At 61.8% G+C, this 18,280-nt stretch carries 21 protein-coding genes; 15 read left to right on the top strand and 6 right to left on the bottom strand.

The genetic code is table 11. The features are described 5' to 3' along the window. Positions 1-30: 30 nt before the first annotated feature. A complete protein-coding gene (locus CXQ94_RS07375; RefSeq protein ID WP_104088494.1) occupies positions 31-516 on the top strand; it encodes a universal stress protein in 486 nt (161 codons plus the stop codon). Here the strand turns inward: CXQ94_RS07375 and CXQ94_RS07370 are convergent. Continuing rightward, positions 513-977 (bottom strand): SRPBCC family protein, encoded by a 465-nt coding sequence (locus CXQ94_RS07370; RefSeq protein ID WP_104087839.1) that lies wholly within the window; start codon positions 975-977, stop codon positions 513-515. The two genes, CXQ94_RS07375 and CXQ94_RS07370, sit on opposite strands and share 4 nt — an antisense overlap. Positions 978-1,054: 77 nt before the next feature. Between CXQ94_RS07370 and CXQ94_RS07365 the strand changes: the two genes are divergently transcribed. From CXQ94_RS07365 to CXQ94_RS07345, 5 genes are all read left to right on the top strand, one after another. Beyond that, positions 1,055-1,945 carry an SGNH/GDSL hydrolase family protein gene (locus CXQ94_RS07365; protein ID WP_104087835.1) on the top strand — a complete coding sequence of 297 codons (891 nt, stop codon included), beginning with the start codon at positions 1,055-1,057 and terminating at the stop codon, positions 1,943-1,945. Positions 1,946-1,962: 17 nt separating this feature from the next. After that, positions 1,963-2,886, top strand: a complete 924-nt coding sequence (locus CXQ94_RS07360; protein WP_104087832.1) for an oxygenase MpaB family protein — start codon at positions 1,963-1,965, stop codon at positions 2,884-2,886. A 45-nt stretch (positions 2,887-2,931) separates the two neighbouring features. Next, positions 2,932-3,393 (top strand): DUF3817 domain-containing protein, encoded by a 462-nt coding sequence (locus CXQ94_RS07355; protein ID WP_104087829.1) that lies wholly within the window; start codon positions 2,932-2,934, stop codon positions 3,391-3,393. A 126-nt stretch (positions 3,394-3,519) separates the two neighbouring features. Continuing rightward, positions 3,520-4,098, top strand: a complete 579-nt coding sequence (locus CXQ94_RS07350; protein WP_104087826.1) for a hypothetical protein — start codon at positions 3,520-3,522, stop codon at positions 4,096-4,098. 138 nt (positions 4,099-4,236) lie between these two features. Then, positions 4,237-4,614 (top strand): VOC family protein, encoded by a 378-nt coding sequence (locus CXQ94_RS07345; protein ID WP_104087823.1) that lies wholly within the window; start codon positions 4,237-4,239, stop codon positions 4,612-4,614. A 33-nt stretch (positions 4,615-4,647) separates the two neighbouring features. On the opposite strand, the gene CXQ94_RS07340 is transcribed toward CXQ94_RS07345, so the two are convergent. After that, positions 4,648-5,814 carry an aldehyde reductase gene (locus CXQ94_RS07340; RefSeq protein ID WP_219816999.1) on the bottom strand — a complete coding sequence of 389 codons (1,167 nt, stop codon included), beginning with the start codon at positions 5,812-5,814 and terminating at the stop codon, positions 4,648-4,650. A 138-nt stretch (positions 5,815-5,952) separates the two neighbouring features. On the opposite strand from CXQ94_RS07340, the gene CXQ94_RS07335 reads away from it, so the two are divergent. Next, the gene (locus CXQ94_RS07335) at positions 5,953-6,996 is read left to right on the top strand and encodes an LLM class flavin-dependent oxidoreductase (protein WP_104088489.1); all 1,044 of its coding nucleotides are present in this window, start codon (positions 5,953-5,955) and stop codon (positions 6,994-6,996) included. A 163-nt stretch (positions 6,997-7,159) separates the two neighbouring features. On the opposite strand, the gene CXQ94_RS07330 is transcribed toward CXQ94_RS07335, so the two are convergent. Both CXQ94_RS07330 and CXQ94_RS07325 read right to left on the bottom strand, forming a co-directional pair. Then, positions 7,160-8,524, bottom strand: coding sequence for a reverse transcriptase family protein (locus CXQ94_RS07330; protein ID WP_219816998.1), 1,365 nt, complete (start codon positions 8,522-8,524; stop codon positions 7,160-7,162). Between the two features lie 251 nt (positions 8,525-8,775). Next, positions 8,776-9,474, bottom strand: a complete 699-nt coding sequence (locus CXQ94_RS07325) for a PASTA domain-containing protein (protein ID WP_181034111.1) — start codon at positions 9,472-9,474, stop codon at positions 8,776-8,778. A gap of 233 nt (positions 9,475-9,707) precedes the next feature. On the opposite strand from CXQ94_RS07325, the gene CXQ94_RS07320 reads away from it, so the two are divergent. Continuing rightward, positions 9,708-10,949, top strand: a complete 1,242-nt coding sequence (locus CXQ94_RS07320) for a glycosyltransferase (RefSeq protein ID WP_104088487.1) — start codon at positions 9,708-9,710, stop codon at positions 10,947-10,949. A gap of 25 nt (positions 10,950-10,974) precedes the next feature. Here the strand turns inward: CXQ94_RS07320 and CXQ94_RS22510 are convergent, their stop codons facing one another. Together CXQ94_RS22510 and CXQ94_RS07310 are read right to left on the bottom strand one after the other, a co-directional pair. Continuing rightward, positions 10,975-11,145, bottom strand: coding sequence for a hypothetical protein (locus tag CXQ94_RS22510; protein WP_181034110.1), 171 nt, complete (start codon positions 11,143-11,145; stop codon positions 10,975-10,977). An 84-nt stretch (positions 11,146-11,229) separates the two neighbouring features. Next, entirely contained in the window at positions 11,230-12,015 is a 786-nt protein-coding gene (locus CXQ94_RS07310; RefSeq protein WP_258066835.1) for a DeoR/GlpR family DNA-binding transcription regulator, read from the bottom strand. Between the two features lie 23 nt (positions 12,016-12,038). On the opposite strand from CXQ94_RS07310, the gene CXQ94_RS07305 reads away from it, so the two are divergent. The 7 genes from CXQ94_RS07305 (at position 12,039) to mtnN (ending at position 18,277) form a co-directional block, all read left to right on the top strand. Next, positions 12,039-12,740, top strand: coding sequence for an NUDIX domain-containing protein (locus CXQ94_RS07305; protein ID WP_258066834.1), 702 nt, complete (start codon positions 12,039-12,041; stop codon positions 12,738-12,740). A gap of 395 nt (positions 12,741-13,135) precedes the next feature. Next, positions 13,136-13,786: a SipW-dependent-type signal peptide-containing protein gene (locus tag CXQ94_RS07300; RefSeq protein WP_258066833.1), complete on the top strand. Its 651-nt coding sequence runs from the start codon at positions 13,136-13,138 to the stop codon at positions 13,784-13,786. Positions 13,787-13,881: 95 nt separating this feature from the next. After that, positions 13,882-14,385, top strand: a complete 504-nt coding sequence (locus tag CXQ94_RS07295; protein ID WP_104087811.1) for a S26 family signal peptidase — start codon at positions 13,882-13,884, stop codon at positions 14,383-14,385. A 49-nt stretch (positions 14,386-14,434) separates the two neighbouring features. Beyond that, positions 14,435-15,178: a hypothetical protein gene (locus CXQ94_RS07290; protein WP_104087808.1), complete on the top strand. Its 744-nt coding sequence runs from the start codon at positions 14,435-14,437 to the stop codon at positions 15,176-15,178. After that, positions 15,175-16,935 (top strand): choice-of-anchor G family protein, encoded by a 1,761-nt coding sequence (locus CXQ94_RS07285; RefSeq protein ID WP_104087804.1) that lies wholly within the window; start codon positions 15,175-15,177, stop codon positions 16,933-16,935. The genes CXQ94_RS07290 and CXQ94_RS07285 overlap by 4 nt, the downstream gene beginning before the upstream one ends. A 119-nt stretch (positions 16,936-17,054) precedes the next feature. After that, positions 17,055-17,522: an S-ribosylhomocysteine lyase gene (locus CXQ94_RS07280; protein WP_219816997.1), complete on the top strand. Its 468-nt coding sequence runs from the start codon at positions 17,055-17,057 to the stop codon at positions 17,520-17,522. Beyond that, positions 17,519-18,277: a 5'-methylthioadenosine/S-adenosylhomocysteine nucleosidase gene (gene mtnN, locus CXQ94_RS07275; RefSeq protein ID WP_104087801.1), complete on the top strand. Its 759-nt coding sequence runs from the start codon at positions 17,519-17,521 to the stop codon at positions 18,275-18,277. The genes CXQ94_RS07280 and mtnN overlap by 4 nt, the downstream gene beginning before the upstream one ends. Positions 18,278-18,280: the final 3 nt, after the last annotated feature.

Below are 18,280 nucleotides of genomic sequence, written 5' to 3'. Positions count from 1 at the left end.
AAGGTTGGCTTGGGAGGGAGAAGGTCCGCCATGGAACCTCGATTTGGTGCGGGAGCAGTGTTGGTGGGGTTGCTACCGGGGCAGGATCCTGCCGTGTTGCAGTGCGCCGCCGCGCTGGCTGCCGCCACGGGAGCGGAGCTGGTGGCTGCCTACGTGGACCCGGGAAGCTACCTGATCGAATGGGATCCCAGGGGCGATGTCGTGGCCGAATCGCTGAACAGGGCGCTGGATCCGGAAGATGACGCGGCGTCGGCGGTTGTGGAGCTACGACCGCTGCTGGATCGGGCGGCCTCCGCCGTGGGTCTGCGCAGCAACTTCCATGTTCTGGGCGGGGACCCCGCCCTGGCGTTGGGCCGATTGGCTGGGGTGCTGCAGTGTGCGGCCATTGTGGTGGGGGCAAGGCGGCCCGGGGTTCTGGCAGGCATTGATGAGGTGTTGGCAGGGTCGGTGGTGCACAAACTCCTGGCCACCCAGCACATACCCGTTCTGGCCATTCCCCGTGTAGACGCCCACTAGGCGTTTCCGGCCACCACGGCTGACAACTGCGCCAAGCCCTTTTCAAAGTCGCCACCCACCAGCTTGTCCATGTTCATGAACAGCATGAATACCCTGCCCACACCCTTGTTCTCACCTGTCATGGACCATGTGACGCGGGTTCCAACGCCCTCGGAAACAAAGGTGAAGGTGGTCGGGTTGAGCGCCTTCATGGGCTTGGTGAACTCTAGCCGGATGGCGATTTTGGCCGGCTCGGAGGCCTCGGTGATTTCCATGGTTCCCGCCCCGGCCTTGCCGTTACCTTTCCACGCGTACTTGGAACCCACGCCGCTGACGGGGCCTTCATAGCTGCGCTGCATGGTGGGGTCAATGGTTTCCCAGGGGGACCATTTGGGCCACTCACGGAAGCTGACCACCAGGGGGTAGATCTCTTCTGCGGGGGCCTGAATGAGAAGGCTGCGAGAAACGCTGAAGGTTGACATGGCGCCAGTGTATTACTGCGCAAACTAAATGTCGCCGGTGCTGCACCAAACAGCCGCCACGGGAGGAGGATAGGGTCATGAGTCTTCAGCAGAACGCCAAGGACGATCGCCCCACAAGCCAGGGTGGGCCGCACCCATGGCACCGGTTTGTGGCGCTCGGAGACTCATTCACCGAAGGCCTGGGAGATCCGGATTCACGGCACCCCGGCGAGTTTCGCGGCTGGGCCGACAGGGTGGCGGAGGAACTGGCAGTGGGGCACGCAGACTTCGCTTACGCCAACCTGGCCGTCAGAGGTCAGCTGTTGCGAGAGGTCATCGACTCGCAGCTTGCCACGGCCATAGACTTGCGTCCCGACCTGGTGTCCATCCAGGCCGGTGGCAACGATCTCCTGCACCCAGGCGCGGACCCTGACAAGCTCGCTGACGTCCTCGAACGAGCCGTATTGGAACTGCGGGCCATCGATGCCACCGTACTGCTTTTTGTGGGCCCGGATTCGGGAAAGTCCACCATCATGGGGCAGTTCCGTACCAAGATTGCCATCTTCAACGAAAATGTTCGCAGCATTGCCGCCCGGCACGACGCGTTGATAGCCGACCTGTGGACGCTAACCGGGCTCAACGATCCGCGCATGTGGAGCCCGGACAGGCTCCACCCCTCCGCCCTGGGCTACCAGGAAGTAGCCATCATGGTCTTGAATAGCCTCAACGTCCAGCACACGCTCATCCACGGCCAGCTCACGCCGGCACCACCCCGGAGTTGGCGCCAGGCCCGCGCTGACGACCTTGACTGGGCGAGAGCATACTTCATGCCGTGGGTGTTGGAGGGCCTGAAGAACCGCTCACGCAGCGAAGGCTTCTACGCCAAACGCCCCTATGCCACCCCCGTCGCCGGCAGCCTCTTCGGTAACGCCGTCCCACCACCGCCAGAGGCAGGCAATCCAGGGGACGGCGTGCATCCACAGGAATAGAAGGCCAGACTGGGGCCATGGAAAACATTGTGGCCAGATGGCGTCGTGAACTGCGGGGGACGTTCAGCGCCAACTCCACGACCATCCCGCAATGGGAACTCGACCTTGAAAAGGGCGACGACGGCGGGTACTTTGCGCCCGATTCGGCGGCGTGGGCCGTCCACGGCTCCATGACGACACTCGTGGCAGGGATCCACGCACTGCTCCTTCAAGCACTCCACCCGGGTGCCATGGCCGGCGTCCACGATCACTCGGACTACAAGAGCGACCCACTGGGCCGCCTGGCCGGCACCATCCGATGGATTTACACCCTCACTTATGGGGACACAGCAGCGGCCCAGGCCGCGTCGCAGAAGGTGCTCTCCATTCACCGCTTCATCACGGGAACGTATACGGCAAACAATGGGCAAGAAATTCCCTACACCGCCCACGATCCAGACCTCCTGCGGTGGGTGCACCTGGCCTTCACAGAAGCCTTCCTCGCCTCACACAAATCCCTGGGTACCCGCGTCCCAGGTGGCCCGGACGCGTACGTGGCAGACTGGGCCATCGCGGGCAAGCTCATGGGCGTGGACAACCCGCCCGTGACGGAAGCCCAACTCAATGAGCAACTCCACGCCTTCACCCCCGAACTGCGCTATGACCAGCGCGTGGCGGACACCGTCGCCTTCCTGCGGAACCCGCCCCTGCCGCGCTCGCAGCAACGCGGCTACAAGATCCTCTTCGCCGCGGCCGTGGAAACCCTGCCCGCCACCTACCGCACCCTGCTCCAGCTGGAACCAGCGCACTGGGGCCCATTCCCGCTTCCGGTGCGAGAAGTGGCAAAACTGGTGCTCGCCGTCGTCCATCTTGGGCTGGGTAAAACAGGACCCAGCGAACAGAGCGCCCGCGCTCGCAGGAACCGGCTCGGTTTGGAGGAAGCGCACAGGAAAGCCCGATAAACTCTACTTTCGATATTTTCCCCAAACAAGGACTGCCCACAGCCCATGTCACCTCGCCGTTTTTACCGCGCCCTTGCCATTGCCGAAACCATCACCTGGACGTTGTTGATCTCGGCCATGGTTCTGAAATACGTTTTCAAGGTGGGGGACTGGCCGGTCTCCATTGGCGGGTTCGCGCACGGGCTCGTGTTCATTGGGTACGCCATGACGGCGGTGCTGGTGGGCGTGAACCAGCGTTGGCGCAAGCGTCTGATTGTGGGTGCCGTGGCAACCGCCTTTGTCCCGTACCTGACCATTCCGTTCGACAAATGGCTGGAAAAGAATTCCAAGCTCGACGGCGAATGGCGCACCACCGCCACCGACCACCCCAGCGACCATGGCTTCACCAACGTCGTGATGCGTTGGCTGCTCAACCGGCCCGTACTGTTTGGTGTGAGCTTCGTGGTGCTGTTGGGCGGCATCATGTCCACCATGCTGTTCATCGGCCCTCCCGGCGGCCGATCCTAGCTTGGTCTGCACGTTTATGTAACGGTTTTTCACAGCGCTCACACCAACTGCGCGCAGTTGGTGCACAGCGGGTTGTCATTTACTGGATGAGTCAGGCAAGGGCCTGATTTAGTAAAGGAGCCAGCGGTGAGCCAGGAAGAATCCAACAACAACGGCGCGGGGCAAATCCCCGGCGCCAACAACGGCGGCGCGCAGGCGACACCGCCTGGACCTGTGCCAGGACAAGGCCAGCCAGGGCCAGCCGTTCCAGCACCCCAGCCCTATCAGGCCGCCGCGCAGCAGCCACCGGCAACGGAGCCCCTGCAGCCCCAGTCCGCCCAGGCATATCCGCAGCAAGTCGGCGATCCTGCGCCCTATGCGCAAGCTCCGCCGGTCTACTACGCGAGTCAGCAAGGCAATGGAGTTCCGCCATCCGGTGGACGCGCCACCGGGCATCCCGGCAAGACGCCGGGGCGCAAGAAGTGGTGGACCGTCCCCAAGGTGATTGTTGTTGGTGTCATAGCCGTCCTGCTGGCCGGTGCCGGCGGCGGCGCCATCGGGTTTGGTATTGGTGAAAACAATGCCTCACACCATGAATTTAGCCAATTCCAGCAGCACCGCTATGGCCAGGGCCGGGGCGGCAGTGGAACGCTCCCAGGACAGAACGGCTCCGGCAGCAGCGGATCCGGTTCTGGCTCCAGTTCCGGCAATAGCAACAACCCCTAGCAGGTGAGCGATTCCGCGGACCAGGTTGGCGCATTGTTCCCTGGCCTGTTCCGCGGGGCGCCACGGGGCTAGCCTAGGAGTGGGGCACGGGCCGCGGGAAACAATTCTTGATCGGTTGCCCCAACCAGGGAGGCAAGCATGTTGGCAGAAAGCACAGCTTTTAGCGGGTTCTCGGTGGATAACGTGGTGCCGGCGAAGGAGTTTTACGCCGGGACGCTTGGCCTGAAGGTGAGCGAGCACAACGGCATGCTGACCCTGCACCTGGCAGGCGGCGGCACGGTGATTCTCTACCCCAAGGGTGCAGCCCACCAGCCGGCGTCGTTCACGGTATTAAACTTTCCCGTGGCCGACATTGACGCCACGGTGGATGCGTTGGCAGGTGCAGGCATTGCCTTCGAGCACTACCAAGGAACGCCCACTGAAACCGATAGCAAAGGTATTTTCCGCCGCGGTGGCCCGCTGATTGCATGGTTCAAGGACCCTGCCGGGAACGTGCTCAGCGTCATCCAACAGTGAGCCGCGGCCCTTCGTTCAGCAGTACCGGAGGGACTATTTGGCTGGCCCAGCCAGTTGAAAATCGATCAGGCTCTGCGCCGTAGCAACCAGCGCATCAGCGTTGGTGCGCGGTGACCATCCCAAAACGGTCCGGGCCTTGTCATTGGCGAGGTGCTTGACCTTTCCTAGGCGGGGAACCACATCCTCGGCCAGCGACTTGTTGAATAGCGCCGCTAGCCGGAGAAGAACGTCAGGTAGCACCCGTGTGGGCACGCGTGAGGCGCCCTCGCCCAGCCTGGCATGGAGCACGCGTGCCATCTCCTGCATTGACATGGCATCACCGCCAGAAGCCAGGAACCGTTGGCCCCGTGCGGATGGGTGGGTCATGGCCAGCACATGCAGCGTCGCCACGTCCCTCACATCCACCACTCCGGAAGAGACCTTGGGCAGGCCAGGTAGCGACCCTGACATGAGCCGCTGAACAATTTGTACCGAGCTGGAGAGCTTGGGGCCCAGGATGGGGCCAAAGATTCCGACGGGATTGACCACCGCAAGCTCCATTCCCTCCTGCCCGCTTTCGATGCCCGCCATAAAGTCCCAGGCCGCCGTTTCCGCCAGCGTCTTGGACCTTACATAGGGGCTCACGTGGGCGTCGGGATCCGTCCAGTCTTCTTCCGTGTACGGGCGGTCAAGGATGGGGTGCCCGTACCCGATGGCCGCAAATGAGGAGGTTTGCACCACCCGTTTCACTCCCGCCTCCTGGGCGGCCCTAAGGACACGTAGCGTCCCGTAGCGTGCCGGGATCACCAACTCGTCCGCGTCCTTGGGCTGCGTTGGCGGGAACGGTGAGGCCGTGTGCAGAACGTAAGTTGCGCCGTCGACGGCGGCGTGCCAGCCGGCGTCGTCCATCAGGTCAGCGGCTGCAAAGCTGAGCCTATCCCCGGCGTCCACCCCGGCGTGGGCCAGCGCGGCGGTGACGTCGTGTCGTCGGTCAAGGGAGCGAATGGTGGTCCGCACCCGGTAACCGTCGGAGAGCAACGCCGCAATGCAATGCGCGCCAAGGAAACCAGAGCCACCCGTCACAAGAACTAGTTCATTGGCCATGTCCGTCGCCTGCCCCTCGCCGTTTTGCCTGTCCGTCTTCCATCTTCCGCCCAAAACGGCGCCGAGGCCATGGCTAGCGTCCCGTTCCGCGCCGCCGTCGCGCCAGGCATGGCGCATAGCAGTGTCATGCGCCTTCGCCGCAGTGGGCGTGGCGCATAACAGGACGGCAGCACGGCGCGCATCCGATATTGCGCCGATCGTCTGTCTGACATATGATCTGTAAAACAACGTAATTGATGATTTGTGGAGGACATTGTGGAAATTGGTGCTTACAGCTTTGGGGACACGCCGCTGAACCCGGATGGGTCCACGCGATCCACTGCCGAGGGTATTGCGAACTTGTTCGGTGCCATTGTCCACGCCGACGCGGCAGGCCTTGACTACTTTGGTGTGGGGGAGCACCATACGGTTTCCATGCCCGCGTCCTCGCCGGGCGCCATGCTGGCAGCGGCTGCGGGGGTCACACAGCAGATCAAGCTCGGCAGTGCCGCCAGCATTATCAGCACCGATGACCCCGTTCGGGTCTTCCAGCAATTCGCCACGGCGGACGCGATTTCCGGGGGTGGGCGCATTGAAATTACCGCCGGTCGTGGCTCCTCCGTGGAAACCTTCCCCCTCTTCGGCTTTGACCTGCGCGACTACGACCAGCTGTACTCCGAAAAGCTGGAACTGCTCATGGAGATCAACAACGCCAGCGACGAACACGTTTCCTGGAATGGAACCGTGCGCCCTGCCATCGAGAATTTGGCCGTGGTGCCCCGCCCAGTCCAGGGAAAGCTGCCGTTGTGGATTGCCACGGGTGGCAGCCCTGCGTCGTCGGCACGGGCCGGCCGGCTTGGCCTGCCCGTCTCCTATGGGATCATCGGCGGTGCACCGCACCGTTTTGCGCCGCTGGCCGATCTGTACCGGCAGTCCGCTGCCCAGGCAGGTCATACCGGCGATCACATTAAGGTTTCGGTTGCTGCCTTGGGCCTGGTGGCGCCCACCAAGAAAGAAGCACTGGAGCGCTTCTACCCGGGATGGCACAACCTCAATGTTGAAATGGGCCGTCTGCGCGGCTGGCCGGCACCGGATAAGAACGCCTATCTGGCCCAGGCCGATGCACCCGGTGCCTACTATGTGGGCGACCCCGACGAGGTGGCGCAGCGCATTGTGCACCTGCACGGCTACATGGGCCACATGCGCCACTTCCTGCAAACTGATATTGGCGGCTTGCCGCACGGGCACTTCTTGGAATCCATCACCTTGCTCGCCACCGAGGTCAAGCCCCGCGTGGAACGCCTGCTGGCCAAAAAGTAGCTGGCAGTCCGACGATCGCCTGGTTGCTTTCCTGGACGTGGAAGCGGATGGTGTCAGGCTGCAGCTGGCGCCGGCAACGTTCTCGCTCAGTGGAGGCAGACCGGCGCACGCCACCGCCCCGCGTTCCGTGGTGTGGGCCACTAGGACGACTGGGCGTACCTGGTTACCAAACGATTCTGGCGAAGTCTGCCCGCAGCTGCGCCCCGCGGCGGGGGTTGACGCTAGCCACCCAGGCGATGCGCCCCAACAGGTGCGACCGAAAATCGGCGTGGGCCTGCCGGTTCGCCAATTCGGGTCCGAGGACGGCACAGTTGTGCAGGATGGCCTTGAGCCGGTCAAAATCTGCTCGGGTCACGTTCGGGTGCTCGTTGACCACCACACCCGTCACCGTTTGGCGCAGGCTGGCACCACGCACCCGGGTTTTGCGGGGGTTGAGGCTGTGGCCCTCATCGGTCACGATCCGGCTCACCCCAGCAATGAAGTCATCGGAGCCCCGGGCCAGGGTCGTGCCCGCGCTAAAGGCGAGATCGTCGGCGTACCGGGTGTAGCCGGCGTCGAACTTGCCCGCCCAACCGCTCAGCCGCGAATCCATTCGACGAACGGCTAAATTGGCCAGCATTGGGGAGGTGGGTGCGCCCTGTGGGAGGTGGGGCAGTGCCAGGGCCTGCCGCAGGGCAAAGCGGTCCGTCGGTTCCCCGCCGGCAGGCATTCGGGACAGGATTCTGGCCGGCACGCGGTGCGTGCACAGCCCCGTGATCCTGTGTGCCACTGCCTCCGCATAACCGGCCTGACGCAGAACGCCGAATACCCTGCCGGCGGAGACCTTGGCGAAGAAGGTTGCCAGGTCGAGGTTGATCACCACCAGGTTTCCGGCATGGGCGGCGGCACCGGAGACGGCGCTGCGGCCGGGCACAAAGCCGTGGGCCGCCGAATGTAGGGGGATGGGCGAGAGAAGATTCGCCAGGATGGTGCGTTGCAGGGTGCGTAGCCTAGGCGCTGGAACTTCAAGGAGTCGGGGAACGCGGCCCGGCCGTGTATGCCACTCATAGCGGTAGTGCTGCAGGATAGGTGCGGCACTGCGATTGAAATGTTTGGGATCGGCAAACCACTCCAGCTCGCCCGGGGTAATCCCCAAGTGTTGGGACAGCACACCCAGATTGTCCACCACGGGGATGCCCAGGGGTGATTCGCGTGCCGAGGCGGGATCCAGGCAGTAGTTTGCAAGTGGCAGCGGCTTGCCGGTGCGACTTGCCCGTGCCAGGGCTCTGGCGAACGGCTTGCTCCGGCGGACGACGGCGGCGAGCTCGCGTGGTGCGTCGAGTGGCCTGCGCGGGTAGGTGGCAATGATGTGGGCTGCCAGTGTGGGGATCCAGCGTCGCTGAGATCCAATGGTGTGGTTGCCGGCCTGGACCAGTGCCGGCGCGGTCCACTGGTCGGCTGCCAAAAAGGCGTCAGCCAGCGCCGTGGACAACGCCATGGGTAGGGCGTGTGGGGTCCTGGCCAGCACCGCCGATCCGTTGTTACTCATAGGCTGCGACGGCTAACGGATGACTTAACTATCTGTGCGGGTGCCGTGCTGCGCGGAGCGCAGAGCCGCACCTGCGGTGCATGGTCCAGGCAATATTGCGTGCCCCGGGGTAACCCCGGAGAGGGATAGACACCACGTGTTTCTCCCACCTCATCCGATAGCCGTCGCATGCGCTTAGCCTAGACCATGGGTATGACACAGAGGCGCGGAGGCATAGTCGCGTGGCGCCGACGTCGAAGTTCTCGAGGCGGTTACTCGAAGTGGACGGTCACGTTCGATCCCTTCAGGGCACTGCTGTTGGGCGCGGGGTCCTGACTGACGATCTTCTTGTTGGACGGTCCGTTTTGGACGGCGCTCGCTTCCGTCGCTGATCCCTGATTGGCGGCCATCAGGGATTGCCGTCTGGATTCGATGGCCGTGGCCGACGGCGTGGCCTGGACGAGCTTGAACGACGTCGTCCCCAGCCTGGCAATGGCGTCGGCCCAGATGGTTCCGACCAGGTCGGGTACTTGCTCCGTTCCCGTGGCTGCTTTTAGAACGTCTTGGCGGGCGGCGTCGGCGGATTTAGCGGAGAAATAGAACGCAATGGCTGCACCAACAGATGCTGTAATACCGCCCACCAGCGCGCTGCGAAGAGTGGTGTCTTTGAGGCCGAATGACAGTGCGGTTAGAAGGAGTAGCCCCACCACCAATATGGCGGCCACCCAGCTGCGGATCATGCTATCGGTGGAATCCGGAGCAGGTTTGCCGGCACCGAGGCGGGCCCAGAGTACAAAGAGCGAGACGAACAGCACCACGACGGCGATGATCACCAGTGCCCAAAGGAGCGTTCCGCCTTGCAAGGCGTCCGGGGCCGTTGTCGGTGCAGTGGTGGGCGGGTCTGTGGATGGTGCAAGGGGCCAAATCCCCGACGAAGATAGACCGAATATTGGCAGGCTGGCTCCGCGCATTTTTGCCCCCTGGGGTGGCAATTCGCTGAGCGGCGGACAGTCACCGGTAGCATCGGCCTCGCCCTGATGGTTCGGCCACAAGGCGAATTTTATACCTTTTGGCGGCCAATGTATTGGCCTATGACCCCAATGGATGGGATCCTCGCCAGCCGCCGGGAGGCTTTCTGCCATCGACCAAAGATCCGTGGCAGCCCCGATGCGTGCCCCCACACCTCGTGCCTAGCATGGGTGGCATGAACAGTACCGAAACTCCCCGCAACTACCTGTTTGCTCTCACTGACGCGGGAGGCACTGTTCCGCCCGAGATTGGAGTGGCTCGCAGGCTCGCCGACAGGGGACACCGGGTCAGAGTATTGGCCGAGGCGTCGATGGAGGACCAGGTGCTGAGGGCAGGCGCTCAATTCTTGTCGTGGCACGGCGGTGTCACGGGTGAACTCCGGGATTGGGGTCGGCAATCACCACTGAGTATTGCCCGCGGCACGGTAGATCACATGATCGCCGGTCCCGCCCGAAACCAGGCAAGGGATACCACACAGGCCCTGTGCTCCGTACCGGCAGAACAGGTCGTGACCTCGTTCTTCGCCTTGGGTGCCATGATTGCGGCGGAGGCACGCCAAATCCCGTTCGATGTTCTCATGCCGAATGTCTACGCGCTGCAGGCAAAGGGCATGCCCCCGATGGGGACCGGGATGAAGCCTGCCCGCGGCGCGCTTGGCCTGCTGCGCGACCGGCTGGTGGGAGCGGCCACGGCCCACATGATTGACCGGTACGCCCTTGAGCGGATAAACGCCTTGCGCCTCGACTACGAGCTGGCGCCGATCGCCACTACGTGGGAGCAGGTTCGGCGGGCTAGGCGGCAGCTTATTCTCACATCAGAGGCGTTCGACTTTCCTGCTGAGCTGCCAGATAGCGCCCGCGATGTGGGGCCGATCCTTGACGATCCCGTGTGGGCATCTGATAAGCCGTGGACTCCGCCGGCAGGTGATGCACCGCTGGTCCTGGTCGCCATGTCGTCGACTTTTCAAAATCAGGCTGCGTGCCTGCAAAGGGTTGCTGATGCGCTGGGAACACTTCCGGTGCGGGGCCTGGTGACGGTGGGCCCGGCCATCGCGCCCGAAGCAATCCGTGCACCGGCGAATGTGAGCGTGATGGCCTCTGCCCCGCACCGCGAGGTCTTGTCCCAGGCCAGGCTGGTGGTCACCCATGGGGGACACGGCACTGTGATCAAGGCGCTTGCCGCCGGGCTGCCACTAGTGATTCTTCACCACGGGCGAGACCAGGCGGACAACGCCGTGCGGGTCACCGAGCGCGGAGCTGGTGCGGCCGTATCGCGCCGGGCATCTGCTGCAACAATCGCCAAAGCAATTACTGCGATTCTTGGTACTCCCGAATATCGGCAGGCCGCGGAGCAGCTGGGCGGGGTGGTGGCCCAGGACGCCGCCAACAACACTTTGCTCACGGAGCTTGAAGACTGATTCCGGGCCACCCTAGTGGCGTGGTCTAGTTCAGCTGTTCGCGCAGCAAGTTCTTCTGGATTTTCCCGGTTGCCGTCATAGGGAACGCGTCAACGAACTCCACCGGCTTGGGGTGGTTGCTGACCAGCAAACTCAGGATTACCCCACGGGCCGTCAGGCTCACGGTGCTCAGTTCCGCCTCGGTCCATGCAACCATCGGGGCACCTTTCGCGTTGGGAAGCACCTGCCACCCCTTTCTCTGCCTGGGGTTGAGCGGCGTGTCTGGGAACAAGTATTGCAGTCAGCTGGCCGCATTGATGATGGCAACGCCGAGCTCCTGAAGTTCTAGCAAGGTTGGATCGTGTGCGGGGTGGTTGGTGACGATGCCGGCGAGTTGTTCAAACGGCAGAATCCTGAAGCGGGACATGGCGCCCACTTTTTCTGTACTGGCCAGGGCGTATGTTTCGGCTGCCCTCGAAGCAAGGGCCCGTTTCATGGCCGCCTCCTCGACGTCGCCGGTGGTGAGCCCCTCGCTGGCGTGGACGCCAGCGACGCCGAGCAAGAACAGATCTGCCGAGATGGTTTGAGCGGCTTCCATGGCGGCCGCGCCACAGGTTACCGCGGAGTGTTTGAACAGGCGCCCGCCCAGGATGATGACCTCGATCCCCGAATGGTCAAGTAGCGCCGAGGCGATGGTGGGGCTATGGGTAATCACGGTGCAAAACAGATCCGGCGGGAGGGCCCTAGCGACGGCGAGGTTGGTGGTACCGCCGTCGAGAATCACGGTGCTGCCGGGGTCGATAAGCCGCACAGCTGCCTGGGCAAGCTGGTCCTTGCTCGCGACTTCGATGCCGGCCCGGGTGGCGTAGTCGGCAATGGCCGCAGAGACCGGCAACGCCCCGCCGTAGACACGCTGACACAGGCCGGCCGCGGCAAGTTCCCGCAGATCCCGGCGAATGCTGTCCGGGGAGAGGTGCAGTTCGGTCGCGATGTCCTTGGCGACAAGTTTTCCGTCGCGGGCCAGACGGGTGAGAAGAAGCGCATGGCGTTCCGCGGCAAGCATTCTTGTTCCTTCCGAGTTGTTCATGTTCTTGCACTATTGTAATGGGCATGACTGAATTGACGAAGACCGGACAAAACACCATGGCGGGCACCGAGCATGGAATGCCAGGCGTGGACATTCCAGATGCCCGTGGCCGCACAGGGCTCGACCAGGTGGGCGTGGGTTTGGGGCGAAACAAGGATGTTGGGGTCACTCGCGTGGAGGTGACCTCCAATGGTTGGCACGTACTTCGGCGGACCACCTACACATTCCGCCAGCGCAGTGGAAAATTGGTGACTGAGCAGCGGGAAACCTACGACAGGGGCAACGGGGCCACGGTGCTCGCCTACGATCCGTTGCGAAGGACAGTCCTGCTCACCCGGCAATTCAGGTTTCCCGCCTACGTCAATGGGCACGAAGACGGCATGCTCACCGAGGCCGCCGCCGGACTCCTCGACGATGACGCACCCGACGTCGCCATCCGGCGAGAAGCCATGGAAGAGCTCGGCGTTCAGCTCGGTGAACTACGGCACGTGTTTGATCTGTTCATGAGCCCGGGTTCGGTCACCGAGCGCGTCCATTTCTACGCGGCCGCCTACACGCCAAACGATCTGAGCGGCACCGGAGGGGGAGTGGAGGAGGAAGGCGAGGACATTGAAGTGATCGAGATTCCCTTTGATGACGCCCTGGCCATGACCGCCGACGGAAGAATAGTCGACGGCAAGACAGTCATCCTTCTTCAGTGGGCAGCACTTAATCGTCTACTCTAAGGGCCACCGTTCATCCAAAAGGGCAATTCGCTTTTCTCCAAATGAACCTTTCGGACAAAGCCCTTGATATATAGACAGTTTCACCACTCGAAATCATTGCCTAAAAAACCGAACCTCTATTGACAGCATCTATTAACTTTGGTTTCATAGGATTTATTGTAAGGGTATTGTCGCCCCTTTTGAATTTTTTTGGAGCATGTCTGATTTAAATTTGACATTCCTATTGCGGAATGGTTGATTCGAACTATTGGAATCGAAAAGACAAGTATTCAATTCTGATTGATTCTGATGTTTCCGATCCGCTGGGGGTTGGTTAATACAGTTTTGGGGGCAGTATCTTGAAGAGTGGAACGAGTAGGACAAAATCAAAGGGTTTTTCAACAAAGGCTCGAGCTTTGCTGGCAGGGGGCCTGGTCTTGGGTGTTGGCGCGGCCTTCACTCTGGCAGCCTGGACCGACAATGAATGGGTCTTCGGCTCCACCGGCGGGGCAGACGGACCAGGCAACCCGGGAACGGGCATTTACCAGATGCAACAGAACACCTTTACGGGTGCTGCAGGTGCCGCATTGTGGTCGGATCAGGAGACCGCCAACGGCGGTGCGCTGACGTTCAGTGTCGGAGCCAAAGACCTAAAGCCAGGAGCCACGGTGTATGCGCCGATGCAGCTCCGCGCGGTCGCCGGATCGAAAGCCATGGTAGCAACACTTGCCGAGGGTGTGCAGGCAGCAAATCCGAGCCCAGTCAACCATGCTGGCCTCTACGCAGCCCTGGTTTACCAGGCCAAGTCAGGCGTTGCGAAAGCTGACTGCACCGCCGCAGGTACGGCTGCTGCAGGTGGCACCGTTTTGGTCCCGGCAAATTCGCCGTTGACCACCACATCGGGTGCCGTCTCCCTTGCCCTCCCGGCGGGAGCCACTGCCGCGGATCCCGGCGCTGCCGTGGATATCTGCTTTGCCGTGACGCTTCCGTCCGCAGTGACGGATGCCACCCTGCAGGGCAAAAACACCATTCCGCTGTGGCGGTTTACGAGCATCACAGGTTCGTAGCCGCATTGTCTGGCAGTTTAGTACGTTCTAGGGGTCCTTTGTCCCGAGAATCTTCGCCGGGGCAAAGGAAGCTGGTTCAACGAAGCGCAAGCGTAATGGGCTTCCTTAGAGAAGCGCTTTTAACAATTATCGCTACCGCTGGTGTGTTATGCCTGGTGGCGCTTATTTTAGGAGCATTCTTTAAAGTTTCCTTTGTGGTTTTCCGTACAGGCTCCATGGAACCGAATTTTCCCGTTGGGGCAATTTCCTTGGTAATGCAAACTCCTGCAAGCGATCTTGTTCCCGGGGATGTTGCGGCCGTCCTTCCTGAAAACTATGCCGTGATGATCACCCACCGGGTGGTTGCGGTTTCTCCAGTTGCTGGAATGCCCGGTGTAGCGGACCTGGTCCTAAAGGGTGATGCGAATGCCAGCCAGGACCCCTTGCCATACAGGGTGGCGTCGGCGAAGAAGGTGTTGGCCACAGTTCCCGGTGTTGGTGCATGGATCATGGCTATGCGCGGGCCCTGGTTTCTAGGAGTGGGAACCGTGCTGCTGTCGGCGTTGGTGATGTGGGCGTTCTGGCCGAAAAGGGAACCGGCGCATCGAAAAGAGCCGTAATCGGCTTTCAATTATTAGTGCAGCAGGCCCTAGTCCAAGGAGGCAGGCAATGTACTTATCAACCTTGAGCGGCTCTTCCAAGCGAATTTCTGCGGTGCCGCGGCTCCAACGAATAGTGGTTTCCGCTCTCGCCCTGGCTCTTCTTGCAGGCGGCTACGCGAACCTTGGCATGGCCACCGCTGCCCATGCCGAGGACCTGGTGCCGGTCCCCGAAACAGGGTCTCCGGGCATGATCTCCCTTTCATCCTCGGTGTATCCGCTGGTTTTTCCGTTGTTGGAGGCGGGACAAAGTTTTAGCTGGCAAATAGGAGTGACCCTTGAAGGGGCCCGATCCGGAGAGTCAACGCTCCAGTTGACGGCAACGGGAAGCCTCTCACATGACGGCGGGTATCAACTCGAGATCGATAAATGCCCCACGCTGTGGGCGGGCACAAGCGGGGCGGGGCAGGCGCTGAGCTGTCCGTTGGGCGATTATCCAGTAGTACCTTTGCAGGCACTGTCTGCGTTGAAGCAAGGCGTCAGCTTACCGTTGGATGAGCTCACAACGGGCACTTCATGGTATTTGCGCGCCACCCTCCGCCGCCCTTTGGATGCGGGTGCACAGTCAAGTGATCCGTACCTTCATCTAGGCGTAGGAATTTTCGCCTCTGGTGATGACCCGGAGATTCACGGGGGGGACGTGTTGTCCACTACGGGGGCGCAAACCATACCTTTCCTCTGGCTGGCGGGGGGCCTGCTGACTTCCGGCGGCGTAGTAGTGATCGCTCGACGACGGAAGGGCGGCATGCCATGAGCTCAAGCCACGCCAAGCGCGTCCGCCGCTGGTTGGGCCAGCCGCGGCGTCTCCTGGTGGTGGCAAGCGTGGCAGTGTTCGCCGTCGTAATTTCCACGACCATCACTCACGCCGCCTGGACCGACAACGAATGGGCCCATGGCGCTGTGGGTGTTTCCAACCCGGGCGATTGCACCACGAATACGATGTTCATGAACCAGGCGTGGGGGAGGCAACTCACGGGAACTGTAGCCAACATTGCCCTCGACTCCCTTGTAGGCGTGAACGGAGTCAAGGCTGCCAACGACGGCACCACCACTGTGCCGACGCCAAATGACAACACTGTGACCAAAGTGGATGCCACCACCTACATTGCAAAACTTCCCGTAGGCATACTCAACTCCACGATCATTGCCCCAGCACTCGGACTTGGCTTGCCAGTCGGCGGAATTGGCGCGTACACCCAATGGTCTCAGGCACAGCCAAACGGCAAGGCACACGGGGCATCCGGACTGGTTTCCGACCAGTCCGGTGCGGTGGATGTTGCAGGCACGGCGAACGGTAAGGTCGAGGGTCCCGATGCGGCCGTCATCAATCTGGAGAAGCTGGTGCCTGCGGCCCTTGCAGGCCTCTCCCTGAATGTGGGCGCCGTAGCTTCCTCGGCAGAAGTTGACGCATGCCAGATGGTCAACGGCTGGCCACAGGTGTCGGCTGCTCCAAACGTCACCCGTGAGTATGGGATCGCCGGGGTCGATCTTACAGCCACGGTGCCTGCCGTGGGGGCCCTTTCCACGGGAGCAGCCAACTTGGTTGGTGCAGTCCCGGGAACGCTCACGGCTCTGGGTGGAACGACTGGGGATGTGTCCACAGGAATTTCCGGCGGCTTGTTCACGCTGCTCAGCCCCGTGGTCAAATTGCTCTCGACTGCGCTTAGTCCGTTGTCGCTTGGATCGTTTAGCACAGAGGCCATTATTGAAAAACTGGATGTGAGTGGCATTCAGGCGCTGTTGAAAAAACCGATCGCCGATTCAGAAGGTGTGCTGGCTGTCGATTTTTCCCTTGGAACCGTGCGCATCGACATCTCCTCCCTTGTCGGGGGGGAATATGGGTTGAACAATCTGAACGCCAACCATGAGGTCATCTTGGATGACGCCATCGTCAATACGCTCATTTCAAAGCTCACAGCGTTGCTTGATGAGTGGAAAGGCAAGGTCATGGATGCCCTCCTGCTGGCCGTCCGCTCGGTGAAGCTCCATTTCACCTCGAAGAGTACGGTCAAGCTCCTGGTGGTGCCGATTGCCTCCATAGATGTCGAGGCGGGGCCAGCCACCCTTGGCCAATTCCTGGACGGCACAGCCCCAGTTCCGAAAGTCTCGGTTAAGCTCTTGGGGGCACTTGATGCTCCCTTGGTTAACAATCTGACAACTGCCTTGCTGGGTGGCACCCTCGGGGTGGTAGGAAATGTTCTCAAAGCGACAGTCTTTGGTGCCAACGCCTTGGTTCCAGCCCTTGGAGTCAGTCTTGCAGCGCTGGTGACACCAGTGGTGACAGCGGTGTCACCAATTGTGAGAACTTTCCGTTCTTTGGTCTCCATCCGGATCAACGTTCAGCCGGATAAACCATGGAGTGGCGGTGCGAAGCCCTCCGACGTCACGGCGCCAGCCGGGGAATACAAGGTGTCGGCCATAAGGGTTGGACTGGTTGACTTTAACTCCGCCTCCCTTCTGAGCCTGTCTTTGGCCAACTCGTCGGCGGGCCCGGCCGCGGTGCACCCGTAGCGGACCTCAACTTTGTTACGTTCACAGCTTGGCCTGGCCAGCCCGGCGCTAGGATTAAAAATGCAAGCGCCGGCGCCGAGATGGCCCGGTTCGCCCCCCGCCGCCAGAAAGCAAGAACCATGACACCTTCGCGCATGAACGTTGAGTCTTTCAACCTTGACCACCGGCTCGTCTCGGCACCCTACGTGCGTGTTGCCGACCGCAAAACACTCCCGCACGGTGACGTCATCACCAAATATGACGTGCGATTTACTCAGCCCAATGTAGGGCACCTTGAGATGAAGGCTGTCCATTCTCTGGAGCACCTGTTCGCCGAGTACTCGCGCAACCATTCCCACGCTGTCATCGACTTCTCCCCGATGGGATGCCAGACCGGTTTCTACCTCATCCTTGCCGGTGATCCGGACCTCGCCGTGGTGCTGGAGCTTATTGAGTCCTCTCTGACCGACATCTTGAACGCCACCGAGGTTCCTGCCGCCAATGAGGTGCAATGCGGTTGGGGTGAGAACCATAGCCTGGAAGCCGCCCAGGTTGCTGCGCGGGACTTCCTTGCCCAGCGTACCGTCTGGGAGCAGGTTTTCGCGTGAGCCCGATCGACGTCATCGTCATTGCCGCCATGGAGGAAGAGCTCGCACCGTTCATTGAGCGGGCAAGCCATGTTGGCAAACCGGTCCGTGTGGGCAATGCGACGCACCGCACCGGTGTCATCAACGACCTCTCCGTGTTGCTCGTCCAAGGCGGGATCGGCCTGGTCAATGCCGCAGGCGCGGCGACGTCGTCCATCCTGATGGCAAAAAGTGGTGCGGAGCGGGAGCTTCCGCCACTGGTGATTAGCGCTGGCACGGCCGGGGGATTGGGAGCCGCCGTCAAGGTGGGGGATGTGGTGATTGGAACAAACCACATCAACATTGACGCCGATGCACGCGCCTTCGGGTATGAACTTGGGCAGGTCCCTGGAATGCCGGCGAGCTACCCGGTGCCGTCCTCCCTGGTGCAGGCAAGTCACGTTGGGGCTCCGGAGCATCGTGTCGGGCAAACCGTCCATCAGGGCCTGATCGTTTCCAGCTACGCGTTCGTTGGCAAGGACCGGGCCGAGCGCATCACCGAACAGTTCGCAGGCGTTTTGGCCACGGACATGGAATCGTCGGCGATCGCGCAAACCTGCTACGTGCACAACACCGCGTTTGTTGCCGTTCGTGGTATCTCCGATCTCTGTGGTCCGGCCTCGGAGACTGACTTCCTCACGCACGTCGACGACGCCGCCGAACGCTCCGCCGAGATTGTGACAGCCATCCTTGAGCCCCTTTTGGCGTCCCTGCGGAATCTTGACGGGGCATCCTGACTC

The sequence above is a fragment of the Arthrobacter sp. GMC3 genome (assembly GCF_002929305.1).
GTDB lineage: Bacteria > Actinomycetota > Actinomycetes > Actinomycetales > Micrococcaceae > Specibacter.
Note: the sequence above shows the minus strand (reverse complement) of the source record. Positions and strands in the feature narration are given on the sequence as shown.